This is a genomic window from Geothrix sp. 21YS21S-2, from assembly GCF_030846775.1.
Classification (GTDB): Bacteria; Acidobacteriota; Holophagae; order Holophagales; family Holophagaceae; genus Mesoterricola.
Map to the genome: position 1 here is coordinate 2,914,506 of NZ_CP132910.1, position 19,988 is coordinate 2,934,493.

Sequence of the window (19,988 nt, forward strand, 5' to 3'; positions counted from 1 at the left end):
TCAGGTCATCAAAGGCACGGCTTCCTGCAGCTCCTCCGGGGTGTAGGCCATGAACCCCAGCCGCGTGGCCGCCGCGGGGCTGCCCGTCAGGTCGAAGTAGCTGCCCAGCCGCAGTTTGATCCCCTTCAGGCCGCAGGACTTCACCCACAGGTCGAAGCGGGCCGGGTCGGCCAGCTTCCCCTCGCCCCGCAGCCACAGGCCCATGCCCTCCTGCGCGGGATCGAAGGCCACCCGCCCGGGCAGGGCGAAGCGCAGCGCGTCGAAGAGGGCCTCCCGGCGGTCCTGGCAGGCCTTGCGCACGCGGCGCAGGTGGCGGGCCATCTCCCCGTCCAGGAACAGCTCGGACACGGCCCACTCCAGCACCGGATCCCCCTGCCAGTCCATGCGCTGGCGGGCCCTCGCGAAACTGTCGGCCAGGAGCCGGGGCACCACGATGAAGCCCAGGCGCACCCCGGGGGCGATGAGCCGGGAGAGGCTGCCGCAGTAGAGCACCTGCCCCGTGGTGTCCTGGGCCGCCAGGGGGCGGATGGGGGCCTCCAGGTAGTCGTATTCCGGGTCCAGTTCCAGGATCGCGAAGCGGTGCTCCCGGGACAGGGCCAGGATGCGTTCCCGGCGGTCCTGGGCGAGCGCGGCCCCGGTGGGGAAGTGGCACTGGGGCGTGAGCACCAGGAGGCCCAGGCGGGTGACGGCCAGGAGGGCCTCCAGGGCCTCCACCCGGAGCCCGCCGCCGTCCACGGGCAGGCCGTGGAGCCTCGCCCCCGAGGCCTGGCGAAGGGTGTCCCACACCAGGGGGTTCCCCGGATTCTCCACCGCCACGTCCCCGTCCCCGTGCCCGATGAGCGCCTGGGCCACCAGGTTGACCGCCATGGAGGTGCTGCGGATGAGCAGGAACTGCGCGGGGTCCCGCACCAGGGCGCGCTGCTCGGCGAGGTGGTCCGCGAGCACCTTGCGCAGCCGCGCGTGCCCCATGAACTCCGTGGCCTGGAGCAGGGCGGGCCCCTTGAGGCGCAGGGCCCTGGGGTAGGCCTTGGCCAGGGCCTCCATGGGCGCCAGGCGCGCGTCGGCCACCCCGTCGGAGAAGTCCAGGGTCACGTTGAGGGTGCTGGTGATGGGCCGCAGCGTTCCGGGCACGTCGAAGCCCGGGACGGCGCTGGAGGCCGCGGAAGGCTCCTGGACAGGGCGCTCGGGGAGCGGGTCCACCACGAAGAAGCCGCTGCGGGGACGGGCCTCCACCCATCCCTGCTCCTCCAGCTCCCGCAGGGCCGCCAGCACCGTGTTCCGGTGCACGCCGACGCGGTCCGCCAGTTCCCGGACGCCGGGAAGCGCGTGCCCCGGCCGGATCTGCCCGGCCCGCACCGCCACCAGGATGGCCTCGGCCACGCGCACGTAGATGGGGCCGGCCAGCGCGGGGTCGAGGGTCAGGTTCAGTTCGTGGGCTCGCAAGGCCATCCGTCCGTGGAGGTGTGCCTTGAGTGGACACCAGGCCGGAATCTGGCACAACCGGGAAATCGGGATGTGTACCTTACCGCTCCCCCCGGGGGACCCGATGCTGGACCTTGCCAGCCTTCCCAGGAGCCGCCCATGAACCGAACCCGCCTCTACCTTCTCGGCACCGGCCTCACCGCCCTGGGCCTCGCCCTCGCCTGCGGTGGCGGCGGCGCCGCCACCGGCACCGCGACGCCCCCCGCCCAGGGCACCGTCGGCTTCATCACCACCGACGCCGCCACCGAGGCCTGGTCCAACGTCGGCATCATCATCCGCAGGGCCTCCCTCGTGCTCGCCGGCGACACCGCCGCCGCCAGCCCCGTGGTCATCTACGACGGCTCGGGGGACACCACCCCGGTCAACCTCCTCCAGCAGGACCAGGTCGACGAACTGCTCTCCCACGCCACGGGCGTCCCCGCCGGGACCTACGACCGCCTCGTCGTGGAGGTGGACGGCAGCCCCGACAAGATCACCCTGGTGCCCGCGGCCGATCCCGTCAACGGCACCGTTCCCGCCGCCGTCGATCCCTCCCTCATCAAGGTCCGGGGCACCGCCGACGCCGCCCATCCCACCTGGATGGTCCTGCCCACCATCACCCTCGCCGCCCCGGTGGTCGTCGCCGCCAACACCACCACCGCGGTGGCCGTGGACTTCGACCTCGCCCATCCCGCCTTCATCGTCGAGCACGACGTCACCACCGCCGCCGGCAGCCAGACCCTCTATGTGGTCAACTTCGGCACCCGGGGCATCTTCCGCCACCGCCCCGCGGCAGCCATGAGCGCCTACTACCTGCGCCGCCACCTGGGCACCGTGGCCTCGGTGGCCGCCGACGGGTCAAGCATCACGATGCTCACCGAGCACGGCCAGACCCTGAAGATCCTCGCCGACAAGGGGACCAGCCCCACCCTCTTCTACAACCTGGACGTGAAACCCGTGACGGCCGTGCCCAGCGCCGCCGTTCCGGCCACCCTCGCCGCCGGCCTCAACGTGGAGTGCACCGCCCGCTACCAGGCCGACGGCAGCCTCACCGCCGTGCGGGTGTGGTATTCCGCCACCGCCAACCTCCCGGCCTGGAGGCCCGAGGGCCACATCACCTACGTGGACCGCACCAACAACCTCATCCGGGTGCTCGACTCCAACGGCAATCCGAAGACCTTCCTCATCAACGCCGCCACCAAGTGGTACTTCAGGGGCGACGCCACCACCGACCTCTCGGGCGGCAACGGCACCGCCTTCCTTTCCCAGGTGGAGCGGTTCTTCAAGGTGCACCTCACCGTGGCCGATCCCACCGCCACGCCCATGACCGCGACCTCGGTGGACATCCAGCGGGGCGTGTTCGAGGGCTCCATCCATCCCGCCACCGCCGCGGGCTTCACGTACACCAAGACCTTCGGGGACCTCTCCACCGCCACCCACGCCCTGGGCTACGCCCCCTCCTTCTCGAGCTGGGACTTCACCTTCCCCGGCGCCGCAACCACGGGAACCGCCGGCTTCCTGGCCGAGGCCAATTCGGGCGTCGTCCTGGACTCGACCGGCGCCACCTTCAAGCCCTACGCGATCAGCACCCTCAACTGGTCCTCGGGCTGGAACGCGGCCAACGCCGTCTTCATGCCCATCGCCATCTCCCCCCTGGCCCAGACGGTGACCACCGCCTACGCCTCGGGCTCCATGCAGATCACCGCCAGGGGGGCCACGGCCGTGCCGGTCACCGTCACCCTCAATTCGGCCGCCCAGGAGCAGCCGCTGGTCACCACCTTCACCCGGCAGGCCGGGGCCGTGGTCACCGTGGCCGGCGTGGACCCGGCCCAGTGGGCCTCCGTGCTGACCGCGGGCGCGAAGGTGCGCGTCTACGGGGTGCCCGACGGCACCGGGAAGCTCAAGGCGTACTACGTGAACATCTTTCAGTAAGGGCCAGCAGTTCCGGGTCGCCGGGGAACGCCGCCAGTCCGAGGTCCAGGATCCCGGCGGCGCTCTCCGGCTCCTCCGCGTCCAGGAGGGCGTGGATGACGATCTGGTGCCACAGGGTCCTGCCGCCGTCGGGCACGGCCCGGAGCGCGTCCAGGGCGTCCGAGGCGACCCGGGGGTCCCGGTACCGCGCCGACAGGCCCACCAGGGCCTCCCACAGGAGGGTGTCCCTGGGGTTCTGGTCCAGCCCGGCCTCCAGCACGCTCCGGGCGGACTCCAGGTCCTGGGCCTCCTCCAGCAGGGAGGCCAGCTTCAGGAAGGGCAGGGTGTAGGCGGGGTCGGCGTCCAGGGCCCTCAGGTAGTCGTCCTTGGCTTCGTTGAGGCGGCCCAGCTTCCACAGCGACTCGGCCCGGGCGCCCAGGGCCGCGGCGTGGCCGGGCTGCTGGCGCAGGATGTTGCCGAACCAGAGCAGGGAGTCCTCGTACCGCTCCAGGCCCTGCAGGGCGAGCCCGCCCCCCAGCCACACCAGCATGGGCGCCCGCGGGGCCGAGGCCCGGAAGCGCTCCGCGGCCCGTCGCACGTCCTCCCAGGCCTCCACCAGCAGGCCCTCCTGCACCACGTTGTACTGGAGCTGCAGGTCCTGGGGCCGGGCCTCGGCCTCCGCCCGGGCGAGGCGGAAGTACTCGCCCTGCTTGGCCCGGTCCCGCGCCATGTCCAGCTTGCCGAAGTGGTGGATGGGCACCTCCAGTTCCGGCGCGGCCAGGCCCTTCTCCTCGAAGTAGAGCTCGGCGATCTCGTGCACCCGGCCCCGGTAGACGTCGTCCCGGCGCCTGCGGAAGAGGCGGATGGCCTTCTGGAGGTAGTAGTGGCTGCACTGGGCCCCCTCCCCCGACTCCCGCTCGTTGCGCCGGGCCGGGCCGTCCATGCCCACGAAGGCCCCGCTGCGAAGGTAGTTCCGGATGGGCAGGGTGTAGGCCTGGACCGCGGCGTCCTCCAGGGCGGCCCGCAGGGCGGCGTGGTCCGCGGGGTCGATGGCCTCGTCCGCGTCCAGCACCAGGATCCAGTCCCCCGTGCAGCTCCGGATGCAGGCGTTGCGGGCTGCGGCGAAGTCGTCCACCCAGGTGAAGTCCTCCACCCGGGCCCCGAAGGACCGGGCCAGCTCCCGGGTGCCGTCCGTGGATCCGGTGTCCAGGACCACCAGCTCGTCCCAGAGTCCCTGGACGGATTCCAGGCAGTGGCCCAGGGAACCGGCTTCGTTCTTGACGATCATGGCGGCGGAAAGGCGCAAAGTTCGCTCCCGGGGACGCCTCAGTTTATGCTGGAACCCGAGATTGGAGTGTCGATGGACAGGCTTGTGATTCAAGGTGGCGTCCCCCTCACGGGGCGCGTGGCCGTCTCCGGGGCGAAGAACGCCGCCCTCCCCTGCATCGCCGCGGCCCTCCTGGGCGGGGAGCAGGTCACCCTGCGCCACCTGCCGGCCGTCTCGGACATCCGCACCATGCTCCGCGTGCTCCAGGCCCTGGGCTGCACGGCCGAGGTCACCAAGGACGAGGAGGGCTTCGAGCTCACCGCCGTGGTGGACGCCGCCGGCGTGGCCGGGGGCGGCCTCCAGGCCCCCTACGACCTGGTCAAGACCATGCGGGCCTCCATCCTGGTCCTGGGCCCCCTGCTCGCGCGGTACGGCAAGGCCTCGGTGTCCCTGCCCGGGGGCTGCGCCATCGGCGCGCGGCCCGTGAACCTCCACCTGGAGGCCCTGGAGCGCATGGGCGCCGTCATCGAGATCGACCGGGGCTACGTCGAGGCCCACGTGCCCGCCGGCCGCCTCAAGGGCATCGACCACACCTTCGAGAAGGTGAGCGTGGGCGCCACGGAGAACATCCTCATGGCGGCGTGCCTGGCCACCGGCACCACCGTGCTGCGCAACGCGGCCATGGAGCCCGAGATCGGCGACCTGGCCGGCATGCTCGTGGCCATGGGCGCGCCCATCGAAGGCATCGGCACCTCCACCCTCACCATCCGGGGGGTGGACGCGCTGGGCGGCTGCGACCACGGCATCATCCCCGACCGCATCGAGGCCGGCACCTTCCTGTGCGCGGTGGCCGCCGCCGGGGGCGACGTCCTGCTGGAGCGGGTGGAGCCGGACCACCTCCGGTCCATCATCGACCTGCTGGAGCGCTGCGGCTGCGTGTTCACCGAACGCGAGGGCCAGGAGGGGCTGAACCTGCGCATCCAGCGCGAGGCCGGCCAGAAGCTCCACGCCAAGGACGTCACCACCACCCCCTACCCCGGCTTCCCCACGGACCTCCAGGCCCAGGTCATGGCCGTCATGACCCAGGCCACCGGCATCTCCGTGATCCGGGAGACCATCTTCGAGAACCGCTTCCAGCACGCCATGGAGCTCGAGCGCCTGGGCGCCAACCTGCGCATCGACGGCGGCACCGCCATCGTGGCCGGCCCCAGCGCCCTGACCGGCTGCACGGTCATGGCCACGGACCTGAGGGCCTCCGCCACCCTGGTCATCGCGGGGCTGGTGGCCAGGGGGGAGACCACCGTCGACCGCATCTACCACCTGGACCGGGGCTATTCGGGCCTGGAACAGAAGCTGAAGGGCCTGGGGGCGCGCATCGAGCGGGTCGGAGGCGGGAAGGTCTAGAATTTTGATTTCCATTCGCCTGTCGAGGCGGGGCCTGGGTTGGTAAACTGGCCCCTGGGGGAATCATGTTCGGTGAGATGAAGGTATTTTCGGGTTCGAGCCATCCGACCCTGGCCGCCGGCATCGCCGGCCATATCGGGATGCAGCTGGGAAAATCCCGCATCACCCGCTTCTCCAACGAGAACATCAAGGTGAAGATCGACGAGAACGTCCGGGAGTCCGACGTCTTCGTCATCCAGACCAGCGCCCCGCCGGTGAGCGACAACCTTGTTGAAATGCTCATAATGATCGACGCCCTCAAGTTCGCGTCGGCGGCACGCATCACGGCGGTCCTGCCCTACTACCCGTACGCCCGCAGCGACAAGAAGGATGAAGCACGCATTTCCATCACCGCCCGCCTGGTGGCAGACCTTCTCCAGACCGCCGGGGCGGACCGGGTGCTGGCCATGACCCTGCACGCCCCCCAGATCCTCGGCTTCTTCCGCATCCCCGCCGACCAGCTCCTGGCCACGCCGGTCCTGGTGAACCACTTCCGCAGCTCGGACCTCTCCAATTCCGTGGTGGTGGCCACGGACGCCGGCGCCGGCAAGATCGCCGGCCACTTCGCCAAGCGCCTGGGCCTGCCCATGGCCATCATCGACAAGCGCCGCGTGGACGACAGCGAATCGGCCCGCTCCACCGCCCTCATCGGCGAGGTGGCGGACAAGGACTGCATCATCTTCGACGACGAGATCGCCACCGGCGGCTCCATCCGCGAGGCCGCGCGGATCCTGCGGGGCTTCGGCGTGCGCCGGGTCCGCGTGGGCGCCACCCACGCCGTCTTCTCCGGGACCGCCCTCACGCGCCTCAAGGAGGCCGAGCTGGACGAGCTGGTCGTCACCGACACCATCCCCATCCCGCCCGCCATCTCCGCGGAGATCCCCAACCTCAAGGTCCTCTCCACCGCCTCCATGTTCGGCGACGCCATCCTGCGCATCCACGGCGGCAGGAGCATCAGCGAGATGATGGAAGCCTAGTTGGACACCCTCAGGGCCCTCCTGATCCAGCGCGCCGCGCGGCTCCAGGAATGGCCCGCGGTGACCGCCCCGGAGTGGGGCACGCTCCTGTACCCGGCCTTCCGCAACCGGGTGGAGGGTGTGGCCTTGGGCCTCATGGCCGCCCCGCCCCGGTCCGTGTTCAGCCGGGGCGGCGGGCCGTGGGACTGGGCCTGCGAAGTGGCCTGCGCCGCGTGCGGCCTCACCTGGGATCCCGCGGGCACGGTGGACCCCGAGATCCTCGGGGGCACCCGCTTCAACGGCGAGGAGGGCCGCCAGGCCTACCACGACTGCGACCCGGACCCGGACGCCCTCTTCCAGGGGACCCTCACCCAGGCCGGGCTGCTCCTGCGCCTCCGGCGCCTCAACGGGCGGCTGGGCTGGGACCATTCCACCCGCGTCGCCCTGCCCCTTGCGGAGCTGGGATCCCCTGCGGTGCGGGGCGCCCTTTGGAGCGCACTCTACGCCGGAGCCCACGCCGTGCTCCAGCCCGGTCCCGTCCCGGATTTCGAACCCGGGGCCTTCGGAGCCCTGCTGGCGGACTGACGGGGGGTTCCCGCAACCTCCGCGGGACGGCCTTGCCCTCCCTTGATATATGATTATTTTATAGCGTAGACCCAGCCGCCGACCTTTCCCCGGAGACCCTGGACATGCGCTACCTCTATTGCCAGGTGAACGAACTGGCCCTGGCCCTCTTCATGATTTCCGCCTTCACCCTGGCTGCCGTCGGGACCCTGAAGGCCTCCTACCGGTTCCTGCCCGGGCTGCGCTTCGAACCGGGCTCCTCGGATTTCGGCCAGATCTACGGTGGCGCGGTGGGCTCCATCTTCGCCCTGGTCTTCGCCCTGGTGATCGTCGCCGTGTGGCAGAACTACGACAAGGTGTCCTCGATCGTGGACCAGGAGGCCAACGCCCTGCACAACCTCTACCAGAACCTCGAAGGCTACCCTCCGGAGTTCCGGGATCCGATTCGGGCGGAACTGAAGGCCTACGTCCGGCAGGTCATCGACAAGGAGTGGACGAGGATCACCGACGGGGACCAGGACCCGGAGACCAACCGGATGATCGCCCATCTCGGCCTGGCCTTCACCACCTACAAGCCGGCCGCCCTGGGCGACCTGCCCCTGCATCAGCAGCAGCTCCAGCAGCTGGCCCTTTGCCGGAGCCTGCGCCATGACCGCATCGAAGGCGGGGAAACCTACCTGGACGCGTCCATGTGGATCTCCCTCGGCATGGGAAGCCTCATCCTGCTGGCCTTCTCCTGTCTCCTGAACATGGGCAGCCTGCGCCAGCACCACCTGATGCATGCCACCCTCGGCGCCAGCCTGGGCCTGGTCTTCTTCCTCCTGCTGGTCTACAACTACCCGTTCCTGGGCCCGGGGGCCATTTCCCCGGCCCCGTTGAGGATGCTTTTGGAGCGGTTCTGGGTCTAGAGCGCTTCCCACAGCTTCTGCAGCTGCCCGCCGACGCGTTCCAGGGCCGGTTTGAGGCGCGTCTTCAGCCCGGCCCTTGCGGCCGCCGGCAGCAGGCCCGCGGCCTCCAGGGCCTGCAGGCGCAGCGGCGCGTTCAGCGCCCCCCAGTCCCGGGCCAGGGCCGCGGCCCAGGCCCCGTCACCCAGGCGCGCCCTCGGCACCCAGCGCCAGGAGGAGCCCAGGCCCGGTTCGCGCAGGTGCGGCAGGACCAGGTCCGGGAGTCCGGCCCGCTGCGCGATGAGGCTGGCGGCCTCGGCCCCCTCCCGCTGGGCGAAGGGGTCCCCCAGGAGGGCCAGCAGGGCCGGTATGGCAGCGGGAGTGCCCACGGCGCCCAGTGCGTTGCACAGGGCGAACCGCATGGCCTCGGGGGCCTGGGCCAGCTCGGCCAGGAGGAAGCCCTCGTCACCGGCGGCCACGGCGTTCTGGAGGCCTTCGGCCGCGGCGCGGCGGCTGCCCACGCCGCCGGTGCGCAGGCCGTCCAGGTAGGGTCCCAGCCGCGACCCGGGCTCCTCCTCGGCGTGGCGCCGGACCCGGCTCACGGTCTCCTGCTCCACGTCCTCGACCCGGAACCCGGGCAGGGGCTGGTCGCCCCACCCGGCGCTCTCGGCGCTCTCCAGCCAATCCGCCCACTCCGCGGCCAGGGCCTCCATGGAGGGGATGCGCCTGGCGGGATCGGGGGCCAGGGACTGCATGAGGATGCGCGCCATGCGGGGCGGGAAGCCCGTGCGCACCAGGGCGGGCGGGAGCTGCACCTGGCTGTAGGGACGGCCCGTGGTGAACTCGTAGAGGATGGCACCCAGGGCGTACACGTCGCACCGGCCGTCCACGCTCCTGGGATCGCCGTGCTGCTCCGGCGCCATGTAGCCCAGGGTCCCCACCACCATCTGGCTGCGGGTGACGCGGGTGCCCTCCCCGCCCTCCCACAGGCACACGCCGAAGTCGGTCACCTTGAGGTTGCCCAGGGCGTCGAAGAGCAGGTTGGAGGGCTTCAGGTCGCGGTGGATGATCCCCGCCTCGTGGGCCGTGCGCAGGGCGCCGGCCACGGGCAGGAGGCGGCGCAGGAACCGCGCCGGCGCCTCTCCGTAGCAGCGCTTGACGTCGCCGCCGGGGAGCAGCTCCATGAGGATGAAGGGCGTGCTCCCCGCCCGGCCGAAGTCGAAGACTTCCACCAGGTTGGGATGGCTGAGGCGCTTGAGGACCTCCCCTTCCCGCAGGAAGCGCACCACCAGCTCCGAGTCGCCGGACGCCTCGGCCTTGAGGAACTTCACCGCCAGGGCCCGCCCCGGCCGGAAGGGATCCTCGGCCCGGTGCACCACGGCCATGCCGCCCTCCCCCAGGCGCTCCAGGACCCGGGCTCCGCCGGCGCGCTTGGGCAGGACCAGGCTCATGTCCGTCCGTCGAATTCCACCCGGTTCCGGCCCTGGGACTTGGCACGGTAGAGGGCCACGTCGGCCCGGGCCAGGAGGGAGCCGGCGTCGGCGTCCTCCGGCCGGAACTGGGCGATGCCGAAGCAGCAGGTGACGTGGAAGGTCTGGCCCGGCGCGTGGGACGCCATGGCCTCCTCGGCCAGGGCCTTGCGCAGCTCCTCGGCCACGGCGAGGGCCTCGCGGCCCTCGGTCTCGGGCAGGACGATGAGGAACTCCTCCCCGCCGATGCGGCCCACGTGGTCCGAGGCCCGGAGCCGGCCCATGACCACCTGGCCGAAGCGCTTGAGGACCAGGTCCCCCACGGCGTGGCCGTGCTGGTCGTTCACGTCCTTGAAGTGGTCCAGGTCGCAGATGATGAGGGTCAGGGGGCGCCCGTGGCGCCTGGCCAGGTCGGTCTGCTTCTCCAGGAAGCCCAGCACCGAGGCCCGGTTCGTCAGGCCCGTGAGGGAATCCACCGTGGTCTGGGCCAGGACCGCCTCGTGGTAGTGCTTTTCCATCTCGTCCAGGTGCTTGAGCTTGAAGGCATGGGTCCCCACCCGGATCACGTCGCCGTGCTGGAGGCTCACCGGCCCGTTGCGCGTGAGGATCTTCCGGCCGTTCACGTAGGTGCCGTTGGTCGACCCCAGGTCGGAGATGAGGACGATGGGCGCCAGGTCCTCCTGCCCCACCAGCTCGATGCGGGCATGGTGGCGGCTCACCTCCACCTCGGGGAGCACCAGGTTGTTCTCCGGGGACCGGCCCACGGTGAGGTTCACCGTGCGCAGGGGCAGGACCTCCCCGATGGGGACGCCCACATAGCGGATGAGCGCCCACTCCCCTCTGGCCGGCGGCAGCGTCTCGCCCAGCGGGGAGGCGAAGAGCGTCGGCGGATCGGATTCGGCGAAGTCCTCGTAGAGAGGTGGCTGAATGGGCATCGTGTGGGCTGGCACAGGCGGGAAGTCCTATGTCATTTAAGCCTTTGTTGCGGAATTCCGCTAGCCCATGATTCGTGTTCCGCCACAAGCCTTGTCAACGAGGAGGCTGGTCGCAGACCACCTTGTTCCGCCCGCCGCGCTTGGCGAGATAGAGCGCCCCGTCGGCCCGGCCCATGAGGGCGCCTCCGTCCCGGTCCTCCTCCCGGCGCTCGGCCACGCCCAGGCTGCAGGTCACCGCCAGGGGCCCCGAGGGCAGGTCGAAGGGCACCTCGCCCGTGGCCGCCAGGAGGCGTTCGGCGAGCAGCTGAGCGCCTTCCATGTCGGTTTCGGGCAGCACCAGGAGGAACTCCTCGCCACCGATGCGCCCGGCCACGTCGGTGGTGCGCAGGCCGCGCACCACCCGCTCCCCGAAGTCCCGGAGCACCTGGTCCCCGGCCAGGTGGCCCAGCGTGTCGTTGATGCGCTTGAAGAAGTCAAGATCGCACATGATGATCGAAAGGGGCCGGTGGTGGCGCTTGGAGAGGTCGAAGCGCCGCTGCAGCTCCTCCAGCGCGGTGCGCCGGTTGCCCAGGCCCGTGAGGGGATCCTTGGAGCTCTGGTCCAGGAGCACCGCGTGGAAGGCCCGCTCCATGGCGTCCATGGCCACGAGCTTGAGCACGTGGCTGCCCATGGCGATGCGGTCCCCGGGGGAGAGCTCCATGGTGCGGGTCACGGCCCGGCCGTTGAGGAAGGTCCCGTTCGTGCTGGCGTTGTCCTCCAGCTGCACCCGGTCCCCGGCGGGACCCTGCCAGAGGGTGATGGTGGCGTGGGTGCGGCTCACCTCCTCGTCCAGCAGGGCGATGTCCACGCTGGGGCTGCGGCCGATGATGTTGGCCCCGGGCACCAGGGGAAAGACCCGGCCCAGGTGGGCGCCGGCGTAGACCACCACCACGTACTCGCACGGCACGGGCCCGGTCTCGCCGGGGAAGCGCTTGCGCAGGGCCGTCTCGAAATCCGGCCAGCCCGAGATGGGCACCGTCGGGTCCGGCGCGTCCACCTCCTCGGTCCAGTCCTTGTCAGGTTCCTTGCCGGGCTTGGACATCAGACATCCTCCACGAAGCAGCACACGATCGATTCGTCATCCTTCTTCCGGGCCAGGACGAAGGGGGCCCTCGGGGCGCCCACGCTCTCCGGGCCGAGGGTGACCAGGAGGCGCCCGGTGGAGGCCTGATGGTTGATCTGCCGGGTGCCCCGCGCGGGGATCCGGTAGAGGCCCAGCACATCCAGATTACGGATGTTCTCGCCGGTCTCCCGCACCAATTTCAGGGTATACCGCATCCAGATCGCCTTGGGGAGCTTCTGGACATCCTCCCCCACGAAGGCCACCGGCAGGGCCAGGGCGTGCTCCAGGGCGCGGAAGGACCGGGGGGCGTCCAGGGCGCAGGGCGCGGCCAGGACCCGGGCCCAGGCCAGGGGCTCCAGCCCGGGCCGGCTCCGGGCGCGAAACGCCTCCGGGGCCACCTCGCGCACCCGGGGCCTCCGGGGAAGGGGCGGCACCTCGAGGCGGGCGGCCTCCCCGGCCTCGAAGAGCGGCAGGACGCAAACCTGGGCACCCGCGGCCCAGCTGCCCCACCCGTCCTCCCCGCGAACCTCGGCCGTCCAGCGGAAGGCCACCGCCGTGGGCGGGACCGGTGCCAGCACAGGGACCTGCGCGGTGGCCGCCATGAGCCGGAAGTCCGGGGCCTGGGCCCGGGTCCCGAGGGGCTCCGCCCCCCGGGCCCCGGGGACCGGCAGGCCGAGGTCCACGCCCCGCGTGGGCGGGTCCCTGAAGACCCGCCGGATGGTTTCGGCCATGTCGGACATCGCGTCCCGGAACCGGCCGCCCACCATGCCTACACCGGCTTGACCAGGGTCTGGAGGGCCGCGGCGACCCGCTCCAGGGGCTCCACGGGATCCATCTGGTAGGCGGCTTCCAGCAGCCTGCCCAGGGCCTGCTCCTGGGCCGGCAGGTCCACGGACTGGGCGAAGATCACCCGCAGCGGGGCCGCCCCTTCCGCCACCTGGAGCAGCACCTCCCGGGGCGAGGCCCGGAAGCTCTCGCCCACCCGCGCCAGGGGGGACTCCTGCGTCTTCTGAACCGCCAGGGCCGGGCACTTCGCCTCCCCGTTCCAGCCCCCCGCGAGCTCCGCCGGGGGCAGGATGAAGAGGTCCGGCGGGGACTTGAGCTCCTTGAGAAGCGTCTTCTGGATCACCTCCTCCTTGAGGTGCGGCTCGAGGGCCTTGCCGTAGAGCACCGCCTGGAGCTTCGTGGGGGTGATGGGCTCGGTGTAGCGGAAATCCAGCGGGATCCCGGAGGCGTCGGTGAGGAGCAGCCCCCCCAGGTAGCTGGCGCCCTCCTTCATCGCCACGAAATAGGCCAGTTTCAGGGTATCTGCCATGGGTGCGTCCGCCTGTGGAGTTGGCTAAGAGGATACCGCGGGTTGGGCCCCCCGCATTTCACCCAAAGGTCTTGTTTTCCTCTTGAAATTGGATATTCTATTAGTGCCGTTTGGGGAGTGGTCTAACGGTAGGACAACAGATTCTGATTCTGTCAGGTGAGGGTTCAAATCCTTCCTCCCCAACCAACCTGAAGGGCCTCCGCAAGGAGGCCCTTCCGCCGTTCACCCGGGTGGAGGGTCCCCGAGAACCTCAACGGGGCTTCGGGGACGGGAGGGTTTGCCGGCCGCCACACCGATCTGAAGGGGGTCTGCGGGGCCGGAACGCCAGGGAAAGGGCTTCTGGTATCCTGGCCCATCCTTCCGGGCAGGTCCTCCGTGCTGCGTACCGCCGTTCTATCCCTCTGCCTCCTGGTGGGCTGTGCCTACACGAAGGTCATCTTCCAGAAGGTGCCGGACACCTCGTATCCCGCCTCCGAGGCACGGGCCGCCGTGCTGGAGCCCCTCGACGGAACCGGCGTGGAGCGTTGGCGGGAGGCCGGCCGCCGCATCATGCGGGCCCTCCAGGCCGACCACCCTGACCCGTGGTCCCGCTTCAGCCGCGAGGCCTTTCTGGCCCGTGTGGCCGACCTGGATCAAGACCTTCCAAGGCTGAGCGAGTATCAGGCAGCGCTGCGCTGGAAGCGGATCCTGGCCCGATTGGGGGATGCCCATACGGCACTCCGGGAAACCGCCACATCGGTCAGGAGTTGGCCGCTTCGGACCAGCCATGCCCAGGATGGCCTGAGAATCATCCTCGTTGCCCACGGGCAGGAAGCCCTTCTGGGGGCGCGAGTCGTAGCCGTGGGCGGCGAACCCGTGGACGACTACCTTCATCGCCTCGAACCCTTCATCGCTGACCCCGTCCCTTCCAAGCGGAGGCAGCTCCTGGCGGGTCTTTTTCCAGTGGGGTGGGCCTGGCTGGAGGCCCTGGGGGAGCTTCCTGGGGGCGCCCAGCCTCTCCTTGAACTTGAAGACCGGGAGGGGAAGCGGTTTGAGGCGAGGATGGAGGTGGGCCCGGAGGAGGGGAGGCGATGGGCCACGCTGCCCGGAGCCTGGAAGCGCCCGCGGGATCTTGAGCCCGATCGCTATTATGCCTTCCGGCTGCTGCAGGAGGACCGGACCCTCTATCTGCGCTACGCCAGGTGCCGGAATCGGACGGATGACCCCATGAAGGATTTCCTTGGGCGGATGGCCGAGGCTTGCCGGAACCGCCCCGTGGCCCGGATCGTGGTGGACCTCCGAGGCAATGCCGGGGGCGACGAGCGCGTGTTCGCACCCGTGCTGCGCTGGATCAGGAACAACCCGGCCTTCTCTCGGCCCGGAGGCACATGGGTGCTCACGGATGCGGGAACCCACAGCTCCGGCCACGGAGCGGCGCGGCGGCTCAAAGGGGACGGGGCGCTCCTCGCCGGCGGAGAGACGGGTCAACCTGACAACGCCTTTGGCCAGGTCCACTTCACGGTGCTCCCCGGACTCAGGCCGGTGTTCGGCTGTTCCGTGCGGCGCTTCCTCTGGGACAAGGGAAACCCGGAAGGCTGGCAGCGGGGCTTGATTCCGGACGTGCTCCTGGAGCCGACCGTGGAGGATGTTCTGGGCCTGTCGGATACCGTGCTGGATCGCGTGCTGGCCAGACCATTCCCTCTGCAGGCGCCAGGGATGAGCACCTCCACCCCATCCACCTCGATCAACCCTGACCCGGGATTCACCAAGCCCGGGCCCTCGGGGGCGCCTTTGAAAACCTCCGCAGGCTGAAGGATGGGCCCGGCCCGATCCCAAAAGGAAAATCATGGCGACTTGACGTTGCATTCTCACCGCCGCAGGCGTTCAATGTGCCTGTCCCACCAGACCCCATCCCTTGGGAGGATTCCGCCGGCGGATTCCTGGCGGAAGGCCCCCCGCCCCAGGAGGCGCCATGCGACTCGTCCCCCTCGTCCTCACCGCCGTGCTGGGCTTCCTGCCGGCCCACGCCGATCCGGACCGCCCCGGCTCCAAGGACCATCCGCTCCTGACGCGCATGCAGAACATGCACATCGTCGCCTACCGGACCCAGGCCTTCGATTCCTACCCCTTCAAGGGCCCCAAGGGCAAGACCACCCCGGTGGAGGGGCGGTTCTTCGAGATCCGCTACCAGGCCGACAAGGGCACCCAGGCCCCTTCGCCCCTGGCCATCCACCGCAACCACCAGGCCGCCCTGCGGGCCCTGGGCGGCACCGTCCTCCTCGAGGAGGGGCGCTACACGACGATGGTGGCCGCCAAGGGCGGCGCCGAGACCTGGATCCAGGTGGACTCGGCCTGGGGCGGGGGCTACCAGCTCACCATCGTGGAGAAGGCCGGCATGGCCCAGGAGGTCAAGGCCAACGCCGACGCCTTCCGGGCCGGCCTGGGCGCCGCGGGCCACGTGGAGGTGCCGGGCATCCACTTCGACTCCGGCAAGGCCGAGCTCAGGGAGGACTCCCGGGCCGCCGTGGCCGAGGTCGCCGTGCTCCTCAAGGCCAGCCCGGCCCTGAAGGTCTTCGTGGTGGGCCACACCGATTCCGTCGCCGCCCCCGACCTGAACCTGAGGCTCTCCCAGGCCCGGGCCGAGTCCGTGGTCCAGGCCCTGGTGAAGGACCACGGCATCGCCCCCGCGCGCCTGCGCGGCTTCGGCGCCGGCCCCTTCGCGCCGGTGGCTTCCAACGACACCGAGGAGGGCCGCGGGAAGAACCGCCGGGTGGAACTGGTCAAGATGTAGCGCCGTCCCAGCCGAAGGCCTTCAGGTCCAGGTTGCCCGCGTCGTCCACCTCGACGCCCTCGGCCCGGAGCCGCTCGATCTGGAGCATGGCCCCCCACCACCGGCCCCGGCTGGGCACGTAGCCCTTGGAATTCACGATGCGGTGCCAGGGCAGGTCCGTGCCTTCGGGCAGGCCCTTGAGCACCATCCCCACCTGCCGCGGCCGGCGCGGGAAGCCCACCATCCACGCGATCTGCTTGTACGTCGCCACCCGCCCCCGGGGAACGAGGGCCACCGCGGCGCACACGGCTTCCCGGAAGCCGTTCACCCGCGCCGGACCTCCGGCTTGAGCGCCACGGGAACCCGGGAGGAGAAGCCCCCCTCGTAGCTGTGCCAGTGGTCCAGGTCCTCCTCGGGGAAGGCCCAGCACCAGTAGCCGTCCCCGGAATCGAAGTCCACCAGCCAGGGGCCCTTCACGTCGGGGCCCAGGTCGCGCACGGCTTCGGCCCAGCTCTCCATGAGGGCCTCCAGGCGGGTCTGGAGCGATTCCACCCGCGCATCCTCCTGCCGGTCCTCGGCGGCCTGCAGCTCCTCCGCGAGGCTCGAGGCCAGTTCGAACACCGGTCGCGTGATGACCTGGACCTGAGGCAGCGCCGCCCGGGCTTCCTCGAGAGTGAAAACTCGGGCCATGGATGCCTCCAGTGTTCCATGATAATCACCTGATGCGATTTGTGCCCCTCGTCCCTTCCGAAATCGACCCCGGCGCCCATAAGCCCTTCCAGGCCATCGAACTGGCGTGGAATGGCCGACTCCACCCGGCCTGGGCCGGCCTCCCCGTGCACGCCATCCACCTGGCTCCGGCCCCCTGGGACGAGGCGCTGGGCGAGACCGCCATGGCGGCCCTGCGGGCCCGCCTGGAGCCCGACTTCCTGGTGCTGGCCGCCGAGGACCCGGAAGCCCGCATGGACGTCTCCCGCTTCCTGGGCGTCCTGGAGGGCCTGCTGGAGATCACCCACGGCACCGGCGTCAAGCTGGCCCTGCGCCCCGCCCCCGGCGCCGCTCCGGGCCTGGTCAGGCGGCTGCGCGAAGCCCGCGGGGAGGCGGTGGGGTTCTGCTGGGACCGCGGCGTGGGCGCGGACCTGGAGTGCATCTCGGACCGGCTCTTCTGCGCGGTGGCCGAGCCCGGCGACGACCTCGCGGGCCTGGAGGCCCTGGGCTACCGGTGGAACGTGGCGGTGCCCGGGGGCGCCGGCCTGGAGGACCTGGCCCGGGCCTGGCCCGAGGTGCTGTTCAAGGGAGGCGCGCAGTGAAGCCCCTCCTCGTCATCGCCGGCGAAGCCTCCGGCGACCTCCACGGCGCCGAGATCCTCAAGGAGCTCCGAGCCCTGCGCCCCGACCTTCGCATCATCGGCGTGGGCGGCGGCCTCATGACCCCCTTCCTGGACCGCAAACTGGCGGACGTGAAGGATCTGGGCGTCGTGGGCTTCGTGGAGGTCATCCGCCACCTGCCCAAGCTGCGCCGCCTCTTCAAGCTCATCCAGGACGTGGCCCGGGAGGAGGGGGTGGGCACGGTCCTCTTCATCGACTATCCCGGGCTCAACCTCCGCCTGGCCAAGGCCTTCCGCAAGGCGATGCCGGGCCTGCGCCTGCACTGGTACGTATGCCCCCAGGTGTGGGCCTGGAAGGCGGGCCGCATCCCGGAACTGGGCCGCACCCTGGATGCCCTCTACTGCCTGTTCGACTTCGAGCCGGCCCTCTTCCAGGGCCTCCACGTGGAGGCCCTCTGGGTGGGCAACCCCCTGGTGGAGGCCGTGGTGCCCGAGGTGGACCGGGAGACCTTCTTCCGGAGGGCCGGCCTGGACCCCTCCCGACCCCTGGTGGCCCTTCTTCCCGGCAGCCGCGGCAGCGAACTGGACCGCCTCCTGCCGCCCCTGGTGGCCACCGTCGCCGGGTGGGACGGCCCGGACGTCCAGTGGGTGCTCCCCGTGGCGCCCACCCTGGATGCGGCCTCCCTCCGGCTGGAAGGCGCCCCCATCCGGCTGGTGGAGGACCTGGGCTACGCCGCCCGGGCCTACGCCGACGCCGCCCTGGTGTGCTCGGGCACCGCCACCCTGGAGACCGCCCTCCTGGGCACGCCCTTCGCGATCATCTACAAGCTGAGCCCCCTGACCTATCTGGCCGCGCGGTACTTCGTGCGGATCCCCCACTTCGGCCTGGCCAACGTGGTGGCCGGCCGCGAAGTGGCGCCCGAACTCCTGCAGGGCGAGGTGAACCCCGTCCGGCTCCGGCAGGTGCTCAAGGACCTCCTGGAACCCGGGAAGGCGGCCTCCATGCGCGAGGAACTGGCCGGCATCCGGGCCCGCCTGGGCGAACCGGGAGCGGCGCGCCGGGTGGCGGACCACCTTGCCGCGTTTCTCTAGGAAAGGACCGGCCAGGCCTTATCCTGCCCTTTCCTCTCGATCCAATTCACATCCCTGTTTCAGCAGGGCCGGCCAGGAATGAGAAGGCGCGCAGGCTAGCTGCCTTCGCCGACCCATTCCTGCAATCGCCCTGCTGAAACAGGGAATCAGATGTATGGGATGGATGGGGATCTTCCTGCCTTGAGCGCCCCCTTCATCCTGTGTCCAGGAAGCCCCGGGCTTTGCCGGCAGCCCTAGAACCGGTACGTGGCCGCGGCCATGATGGCCACCGCGGTGGTGTCGGGGTCCATCTTGCCCATGAGGGCCTTGACCTCGAAGTCCAGGGACCGCGTCCAGCGGTACCCGAACCCGAAGGTGCCCGCCATGTGCCCCGCCTTCTGGTCCACCTTGCCCAGCACCGGGTCCGACTTCGACCAGGACCATTCGTAGATGCCCACGCCCGCCACCAGGTAGGGGCCCTTGGGGCTGGCCGGGCGCAGCATCCGCACCGCCTCGGCGCTGAGGTGGCCCACGGACACCTTGCCCGCGGAGCCGGGGAGCTTGGTCAGGTTGCCCCAGAACCAGAAGTCCATGCCCAGGGCCACGCGGTACCGCCAGCCCGGGTAGTACTCGGCCAGGTCGTTCTCCATCACGAGGCTGATACCCACCCCCGGCGCGTTCCCGCCGCCCACGGCATCCCCCAGGCCCGATTCGGGAAAGCTCCCCCGCAGCTGGAGGCCCAGGGTGGAGGGCTCGGCCTCCTGGCCCCAGAGCGCGGAGGCCAGGAGGATTCCCGAGGTGATGGCCAGTGTCCTATGGACGGCGTGCATGGCGGATCCTATGGAAGTGGCTCCAGTCTACTTCAGTACGAGGCCACCACCTCGTCCCAGTGCCCCTGGGCCCGCAGGATGGCCTCGGCCACGGCCCGCACCACGCCGGCTCCACCGTCCACGGGCACGACCAGGTGGCAGGCCGCGCGCACCTCCGCCACGGCGTCCCGGGGACAGCAGGCGAGGCCCACCCGCGTGAGCAGGGGCAGGTCGGCCAGGTCGTCGCCCACGTGGGCGACCTCCTCGGGGGCCAGGCCGTACTTGGCGCAGAGCTGGTCCAACACCGGCTTCTTGGCCAGGTGGCCCACGAAGCAGTCCTCCACCTTCAGGTCCCAGGCCCGGTGGATCGTGGCCGGGGAATCCAGCCCCGAGATGAAGGCCACCGGGATCCGGAACCGCTGGAGCCACTTGATCCCCGCGCCGTCCCGCACGTTGAAGGCCTTGGTGTGCCGGGGATCCGTGCCGTAGACCAGGGCCCCGGTGGTGAGCACCCCGTCCACGTCGGTGCACACGAGGCGGATGGCCCGGGCCCTTTCTTCGATGCTGGTCATGGGATCGCCTCCGGGAACGGAACAAGGATATCTTCTAAAGCATCTTAGGAAAGGATCCCATGTACCTGGGCAAGGCAGTGCTCGTTCTGGCCCTGGTCTGGGGGATCCTCTTCATCGTCAAGCAGATCCTGCTCTTCTTCCGTGGAGGCCAAC

General features: G+C 70.6%; 20 protein-coding genes and 1 tRNA gene. 10 read left to right on the forward strand and 11 right to left on the reverse strand.

Annotated elements, in window-relative coordinates:
* Window positions 1-1,443 (reverse strand): PLP-dependent aminotransferase family protein, encoded by a 1,443-nt coding sequence (locus RAH40_RS12700; RefSeq protein WP_306597918.1) that lies wholly within the window; start codon window positions 1,441-1,443, stop codon window positions 1-3.
* Between the two features lie 138 nt (window positions 1,444-1,581).
* On the opposite strand from RAH40_RS12700, the gene RAH40_RS12705 reads away from it, so the two are divergent.
* A complete protein-coding gene (locus tag RAH40_RS12705) occupies window positions 1,582-3,393 on the forward strand; it encodes a DUF4382 domain-containing protein (protein ID WP_306597919.1) in 1,812 nt (603 codons plus the stop codon).
* On the opposite strand, the gene RAH40_RS12710 is transcribed toward RAH40_RS12705, so the two are convergent.
* A complete protein-coding gene (locus RAH40_RS12710; protein ID WP_306597920.1) occupies window positions 3,362-4,678 on the reverse strand; it encodes a glycosyltransferase family 2 protein in 1,317 nt (438 codons plus the stop codon). The two genes, RAH40_RS12705 and RAH40_RS12710, sit on opposite strands and share 32 nt — an antisense overlap.
* Before the next feature lie 54 nt (window positions 4,679-4,732).
* On the opposite strand from RAH40_RS12710, the gene murA reads away from it, so the two are divergent.
* From murA to RAH40_RS12730, 4 genes are all read left to right on the forward strand, one after another.
* Window positions 4,733-6,043: a UDP-N-acetylglucosamine 1-carboxyvinyltransferase gene (gene murA, locus RAH40_RS12715; RefSeq protein WP_306597921.1), complete on the forward strand. Its 1,311-nt coding sequence runs from the start codon at window positions 4,733-4,735 to the stop codon at window positions 6,041-6,043.
* 65 nt (window positions 6,044-6,108) lie between these two features.
* Entirely contained in the window at window positions 6,109-7,059 is a 951-nt protein-coding gene (locus RAH40_RS12720; protein WP_306597922.1) for a ribose-phosphate pyrophosphokinase, read from the forward strand.
* Window positions 7,060-7,623 carry a hypothetical protein gene (locus tag RAH40_RS12725; protein ID WP_306597923.1) on the forward strand — a complete coding sequence of 188 codons (564 nt, stop codon included), beginning with the start codon at window positions 7,060-7,062 and terminating at the stop codon, window positions 7,621-7,623.
* A gap of 104 nt (window positions 7,624-7,727) precedes the next feature.
* Complete coding sequence (locus tag RAH40_RS12730) at window positions 7,728-8,510, forward strand: hypothetical protein (RefSeq protein ID WP_306597924.1); 783 nt, start codon at window positions 7,728-7,730, stop codon at window positions 8,508-8,510.
* On the opposite strand, the gene RAH40_RS12735 is transcribed toward RAH40_RS12730, so the two are convergent.
* From RAH40_RS12735 to RAH40_RS12755, 5 genes are all read right to left on the reverse strand, one after another.
* A complete protein-coding gene (locus RAH40_RS12735; protein WP_306597925.1) occupies window positions 8,507-9,937 on the reverse strand; it encodes a serine/threonine-protein kinase in 1,431 nt (476 codons plus the stop codon). The genes RAH40_RS12730 and RAH40_RS12735 overlap by 4 nt on opposite strands.
* On the reverse strand, window positions 9,934-10,890 hold the full coding sequence (locus tag RAH40_RS12740) for a GGDEF domain-containing protein (protein ID WP_306597926.1): 957 nt from the start codon (window positions 10,888-10,890) through the stop codon (window positions 9,934-9,936). The genes RAH40_RS12735 and RAH40_RS12740 overlap by 4 nt, the downstream gene beginning before the upstream one ends.
* Before the next feature lie 94 nt (window positions 10,891-10,984).
* Window positions 10,985-11,971: a GGDEF domain-containing protein gene (locus RAH40_RS12745; RefSeq protein WP_306597927.1), complete on the reverse strand. Its 987-nt coding sequence runs from the start codon at window positions 11,969-11,971 to the stop codon at window positions 10,985-10,987.
* Complete coding sequence (locus tag RAH40_RS12750) at window positions 11,971-12,723, reverse strand: hypothetical protein (RefSeq protein ID WP_306597928.1); 753 nt, start codon at window positions 12,721-12,723, stop codon at window positions 11,971-11,973. The genes RAH40_RS12745 and RAH40_RS12750 overlap by 1 nt, the downstream gene beginning before the upstream one ends.
* 38 nt (window positions 12,724-12,761) lie before the next feature.
* Entirely contained in the window at window positions 12,762-13,307 is a 546-nt protein-coding gene (locus RAH40_RS12755) for a hypothetical protein (protein WP_306597929.1), read from the reverse strand.
* 111 nt (window positions 13,308-13,418) lie between these two features.
* Here RAH40_RS12755 and RAH40_RS12760 point away from each other — a divergent pair.
* The 3 genes from RAH40_RS12760 (at window position 13,419) to RAH40_RS12770 (ending at window position 16,077) form a co-directional block, all read left to right on the forward strand.
* Window positions 13,419-13,493 (forward strand) — tRNA-Gln (locus RAH40_RS12760).
* Window positions 13,494-13,682: 189 nt separating this feature from the next.
* Window positions 13,683-15,098: a hypothetical protein gene (locus RAH40_RS12765; protein WP_306597930.1), complete on the forward strand. Its 1,416-nt coding sequence runs from the start codon at window positions 13,683-13,685 to the stop codon at window positions 15,096-15,098.
* Between the two features lie 160 nt (window positions 15,099-15,258).
* Window positions 15,259-16,077: an OmpA family protein gene (locus tag RAH40_RS12770; RefSeq protein ID WP_306597931.1), complete on the forward strand. Its 819-nt coding sequence runs from the start codon at window positions 15,259-15,261 to the stop codon at window positions 16,075-16,077.
* On the opposite strand, the gene RAH40_RS12775 is transcribed toward RAH40_RS12770, so the two are convergent.
* Both RAH40_RS12775 and RAH40_RS12780 read right to left on the reverse strand, forming a co-directional pair.
* Complete coding sequence (locus RAH40_RS12775; protein WP_306597932.1) at window positions 16,067-16,384, reverse strand: MGMT family protein; 318 nt, start codon at window positions 16,382-16,384, stop codon at window positions 16,067-16,069. The genes RAH40_RS12770 and RAH40_RS12775 overlap by 11 nt on opposite strands.
* Window positions 16,381-16,746: a DUF2203 family protein gene (locus RAH40_RS12780; RefSeq protein WP_306597933.1), complete on the reverse strand. Its 366-nt coding sequence runs from the start codon at window positions 16,744-16,746 to the stop codon at window positions 16,381-16,383. Before RAH40_RS12780 ends, RAH40_RS12775 begins: the two co-directional genes overlap by 4 nt.
* Before the next feature lie 32 nt (window positions 16,747-16,778).
* Between RAH40_RS12780 and RAH40_RS12785 the strand changes: the two genes are divergently transcribed.
* Both RAH40_RS12785 and lpxB read left to right on the forward strand, forming a co-directional pair.
* Window positions 16,779-17,366, forward strand: a complete 588-nt coding sequence (locus tag RAH40_RS12785; protein WP_306597934.1) for a hypothetical protein — start codon at window positions 16,779-16,781, stop codon at window positions 17,364-17,366.
* A complete protein-coding gene (gene lpxB / locus RAH40_RS12790) occupies window positions 17,363-18,475 on the forward strand; it encodes a lipid-A-disaccharide synthase (protein ID WP_306597935.1) in 1,113 nt (370 codons plus the stop codon). The genes RAH40_RS12785 and lpxB overlap by 4 nt, the downstream gene beginning before the upstream one ends.
* 233 nt (window positions 18,476-18,708) lie before the next feature.
* Here lpxB and RAH40_RS12795 read toward each other — a convergent pair whose 3' ends face one another.
* Entirely contained in the window at window positions 18,709-19,284 is a 576-nt protein-coding gene (locus RAH40_RS12795; RefSeq protein WP_306597936.1) for a hypothetical protein, read from the reverse strand.
* A gap of 32 nt (window positions 19,285-19,316) precedes the next feature.
* On the reverse strand, window positions 19,317-19,835 hold the full coding sequence (locus RAH40_RS12800) for an HAD family hydrolase (protein ID WP_306597937.1): 519 nt from the start codon (window positions 19,833-19,835) through the stop codon (window positions 19,317-19,319).
* Window positions 19,836-19,988: the final 153 nt, after the last annotated feature.